At 44.6% G+C, this 4,350-nt stretch carries 2 protein-coding genes; one reads left to right on the top strand and one right to left on the bottom strand.

Going from position 1 to position 4,350, the window contains the following annotated elements:
- Positions 1-668 (top strand): hypothetical protein (locus QZT73_RS06120; protein ID WP_291787179.1); only part of this gene is annotated, 668 nt, incomplete at its 5' end.
- On the opposite strand, the gene QZT73_RS06115 is transcribed toward QZT73_RS06120, so the two are convergent.
- A complete protein-coding gene (locus QZT73_RS06115) occupies positions 610-3,711 on the bottom strand; it encodes an efflux RND transporter permease subunit (protein WP_291787176.1) in 3,102 nt (1,033 codons plus the stop codon). The genes QZT73_RS06120 and QZT73_RS06115 overlap by 59 nt on opposite strands.
- Between the last annotated feature and the right edge of the window lie 639 nt (positions 3,712-4,350).

Below are 4,350 nucleotides of genomic sequence, written 5' to 3'. Positions count from 1 at the left end.
TTGGTATTCCCTTAAATAAGTTGAAAGAAAGTGCAGAAGGCATTTTTTTCCCCGAGTACACTTTTATGCTATATTATCCATTGCAAAACAGCCCCGTAGACCTTGGACTAAACATCGGGATTGGCACCTACCAAACCAAACTTGAAAAAAGAAGAGACCTCTATCAGGGTTATAATGATGAAATGAGACTGAGAAGAAATAAAAATTTACTAAGTCTGATGGGTTTTATTCGGTATAATTTTAATCAAGAGGCAAAGTTTATCCCATTCTTGGAAGCCCAGCTCGGCACTAACTATTTTTATACAAGATATAAAATCAAGGAAAGTTGGGACAGTGTACCTATTGAAGAAGGTCGTGACCAGTCAAATTGGGTGATGGCCTATAGAATTGGTGGAGGACTCAAATTCTCTTTCAAAAACAGGGAGAAGGGACATTGGGAATTTAAGGCTTTGTATCATGAAAGTACCCCTGCTAAGTTTTTGAGAAAACAAGACACCCTATTTAATCCTGATAAAGGAGACGGAGATTTGAATACAACATACAGCGAAGCCCTTTTCATCTTCTTCAGCCAGGGATTGGGGTTATTTTGTACTTTAGTTATTAAACACCTCAACTCTTTTTCTTCCATAAAAATACCGGTAAGGCCAAAAACACACCAACTATACTGAACACGAGGCCACCGATGGTGCCAATGGCCAGGGAAAACCAAAAAACCTCATTCTGCCCTTCCATGATAAAAGGAATCAGACCAAAACAGGTAGACAAAATGGTCAACATGATGGGAACCGCTTTTCCTGCGACTGCTTTTAGGATGTTCCTGTTGTACAGCCCTTGCCTTCGGTTATTCAGGTCATTGACGATAAATATCGCTGCATTCACCGCTAAGCCACCCAGCATCACAAAGGCTGCATAGCCTCCCTGATCAAAATAGAAGTCAAACAGAGAAAAAATCAAAAACAAGCCGATAAATGAAATCGGTATGATCACGATGATATAAAAGGGTTGCTTGAGGTTTTCAAATAATACCGAGGTAATAAAAAATATGCCCACAATGAGCACCAGAATCAAACTGTACTGCCTTTTCGCCTTTTCCCAATTCCAGGACCAGGTCTGCTTGGAAGCGGAATAACCGATGGGCATGATAGCCTTCATTTCCTCTAAGACCTCATCCAGGTATTCATTACCGAATTTGGCAGAACCCATGTATTCAAAAGCCACCAAGCGGATATACTGCCGATCCTCTTTGTGAAGGGCATTGGTAGTAGTTTCTTTGCTGAGTGAACCAAAATTACTGACCTTAAAGATACGGTCTTCCCCTGTAATCAGACTGTTGGACTCCAGGTCATATTTGGAATACTTCTCTGAAGCTTGCTCCCTGACTACCAAGCCATAGTTTTTATCCTCCATGGTCAGATACACCGATGGCCCGGTGGGTTTGGAAACATCATCAAGGGCTGAAATAACCTGATACTGATTGGTTCCTCCTAAGGCCATGCTGCCCTGATCCAAGCGCAGGACATACTCCTCTGTCTTTTGCTCATTCCAGCTCAATCGCTCGTTGGTATTGACCTCCTGAATCCTGCGATGTTGCAAAAGTTTCTCGGCCAGGATCTCAGCCTGCCGTTCCAGTTCATCGTAATTGTATCCTTTCATGGTAACTCGGAAAGAGGGTATCCCCTCTCCTCCTGCCCCAGTAAAAAAGCCCTGCCCTACTCCATAAATTGTCCACCTGGCGCCTGACCAATCGGTGGATTTTACGGATAGCCTACCTTTCAATTGATAAGGAAGGGCAGATTTTTCGTAGGCCTCCTTAAAGGTGATCACAATCTGGGCATACTGTCCTGACTGCACCCAGGTTACAAATTGATCAATTCCCTCCACTCCTTTCAGATAGCCTTCAAATTCCCGCATGATAAAATCCATCTGATCTAAGGTATTTCCAAAAGGCAAACGGGCCGTGACATACAAGCGGGTCTTCTCCGCTTCCCGGTAAGAAGATTTTTCAAAAACACCCCTTACAAACATCCTCAAAGATCCTCCCAGGTACTTGTCCACATAAGGCCGGATATCTTCCTGATACAGTGTGCTGCCTATGCTCTTATTGTACCATTCCTGCCCCTCCCATTTATTGGGCAGAAAAAATACGGGAACTCCAAAAAGCAAAATCAGAGCGACAATAAAGCTCTTTCTATAATTGGCGACAAAACCAATTCCGCTTTGGAAAGCACGGAATCCTTTTGCCCTTTTTCTGAGTTGTGGAACAGTAAGCACCCTGCCTTTTTTGGCTTTCTCTCCAAAGAGCAACTGGTACATGGCCGGGGTAAAAAGCAAGGCTACCAATAAAGATACCGCCAACATCACGGCCACTACCACAGAAAATTCCGTCAGGTTTTTTCGGTCATCCTCCGGAAGGAAAAACACGATCATTAAAGCTGCAATCGTAGTCAAAGAAGCAGCCAATAAGGCAAGGAAAACCTTCCTGTTTTTGTGTTTGTGCAGGTGATCGATCATGATGATGGCATTGTCCACGATCAGTCCAAAAGATATGGTCAGCCCCGCCAGTGAATAGAGATGGATATCTACTTTCAACAAATACAAAATAATCCCTGTAATGCTCAGATTGACCACTATCCCCAAGAAAAGGATGCTCAGGTAACGCAGGTTCCTGTTCATCAGAAAAATGAAAACGATCAAAATCAGGATGGATAGACCGGATCTTTTGTAAATTTTGTTAAGTTCCTTCTCCAGAAATTCGGTATCGTCATTCTCCAGACGCACTTCAAAGCCAGCAGGAAGTAGGTCCTTAGCCTCCTCTATAGCGGCTTTGATATTTTTGGCCAAAAGGACCTTGTTTACCCCATCCCGATTGATGATAGAAAGGGTAACGGAATTATTACCATTGATGCGGTAATAAGAGGTAGCTTCCGCTTCTTCCAAGGTCAGCTGGGCAATATCTTTCAAGAAAATTTCCTTACCCTCCCGGGTGGTAACCAGCAGATTTTCCAATTGGCTCAGGCTATTCAGGGACCTGTCCACTTGGATAAAAAGGGTTTCCTCCCTATTGGTCAGCACGGCACCGGGATAGGACCGGCCAAAGGCTCCCCGGATGGCAGACTCCAGGTCTTGTTTGCTCATCTTGAGTGCTTGTAGCTTTTTGATGTCATAGGTCACAAAAAGCTGCAGGTCATTGGCACCACGGATGGTGACTTCTTCGATTTCCTCGAATCGGTTGAGCGTGGACTTGAGCACATCTTCTGCAATTTTCTTGATCTCAAAAGAAGCAAAGGGCCCGTTCACCGAATAGGTCAGGATAGGGGTTTTCTGATCACTTCTACGCTCTTCAGATTGGGTGACCAAGGGATAAGAAACTTTGGAATCCAAAGAGGGATATACTTGCCGGATAATGGAAGCCACTTCAAATTTTTTGAAGTCCATATCCGTGTTTTTATCGAAACGCAAGGTAATAGAACCCCGGTCATAATTGGATACCGAGTTGATCTTTTTGAGGTCGGCCAATTGGGAGAGCGCTCCTTCCAATGGGGAGGTAGCCAGTTTTTCCACCAATTCAGGACTGGACCTTGGCACAGCGTAACTCACCGTCAATACCGGTTCCCGCTCCCGTGGATTCAGGTCCACAGAAAGCCTGGGCACCAGGGCAAAGCCGATGATGCTGAGTACTATGAACGCTATGATAATCCTAAATGGTGACATTTTTTTTGAGACTTTTAGATGCGAGAAGCGAGAGATAAGAATCAATAAACAAGAAGCAAGAGACAAGAGGTCAGAATCGAGAATCGAGATCGTAAACTTTTACGTCACCCTGAGCAAAGCGAAGGGTCTCCTATCATATGGGAGATGCTTCGACTCCGCAAGCTGCGCTCAGCATGACGTAACCAATCGTCACCCTGACAAAGCAAGAGTCTCCCTTACAGTATCCGTCACCCTGACGAAGGAAGGGTCTCCTCTGTAGTACCCGTCACCCTGAGTGAAGCGAAGGGTCTCCTATCATATGGGAGATGCTTCGACTCCGCAAGCTGCGCTCAGCATGACGTAACCATTCGTCACCCTGACAAAGCAAGAGTCTCCCTTACAGTATCCGTCACTCTGACGAAGGAAGGGTCTCCTCTGTAGTACCCGTCACCCTGAGTGAAGCGAAGGGTCTCCTATAAATGGGAGATGCTTCGACTCCGCAAGCTCCAGTTCAGGATGACGGGTCAAGTGATGTCATTGCCTTTCTGTAAATGCAAGATTTTAAAATCTCAGAATGACTTAGCATCACCAATTCATCACTTCTTCTCCCAAGTCCTTCCAACTTGGATTTATATTATTTATCAAATCAATTTTTTTCTT

Source organism: Cecembia sp. (genome assembly GCF_007126775.1).
Classification (GTDB): Bacteria; Bacteroidota; Bacteroidia; order Cytophagales; family Cyclobacteriaceae; genus Cecembia.
This window is presented reverse-complemented; position numbering and strand designations above follow the sequence as displayed.

Coding starts and splice junctions, on each gene's coding strand:
- QZT73_RS06115 (WP_291787176.1), bottom strand. CDS start 3,711: ATGTCACCATTTAGGATTATCATAGCGTTCATAGTACTCAGCATCATC.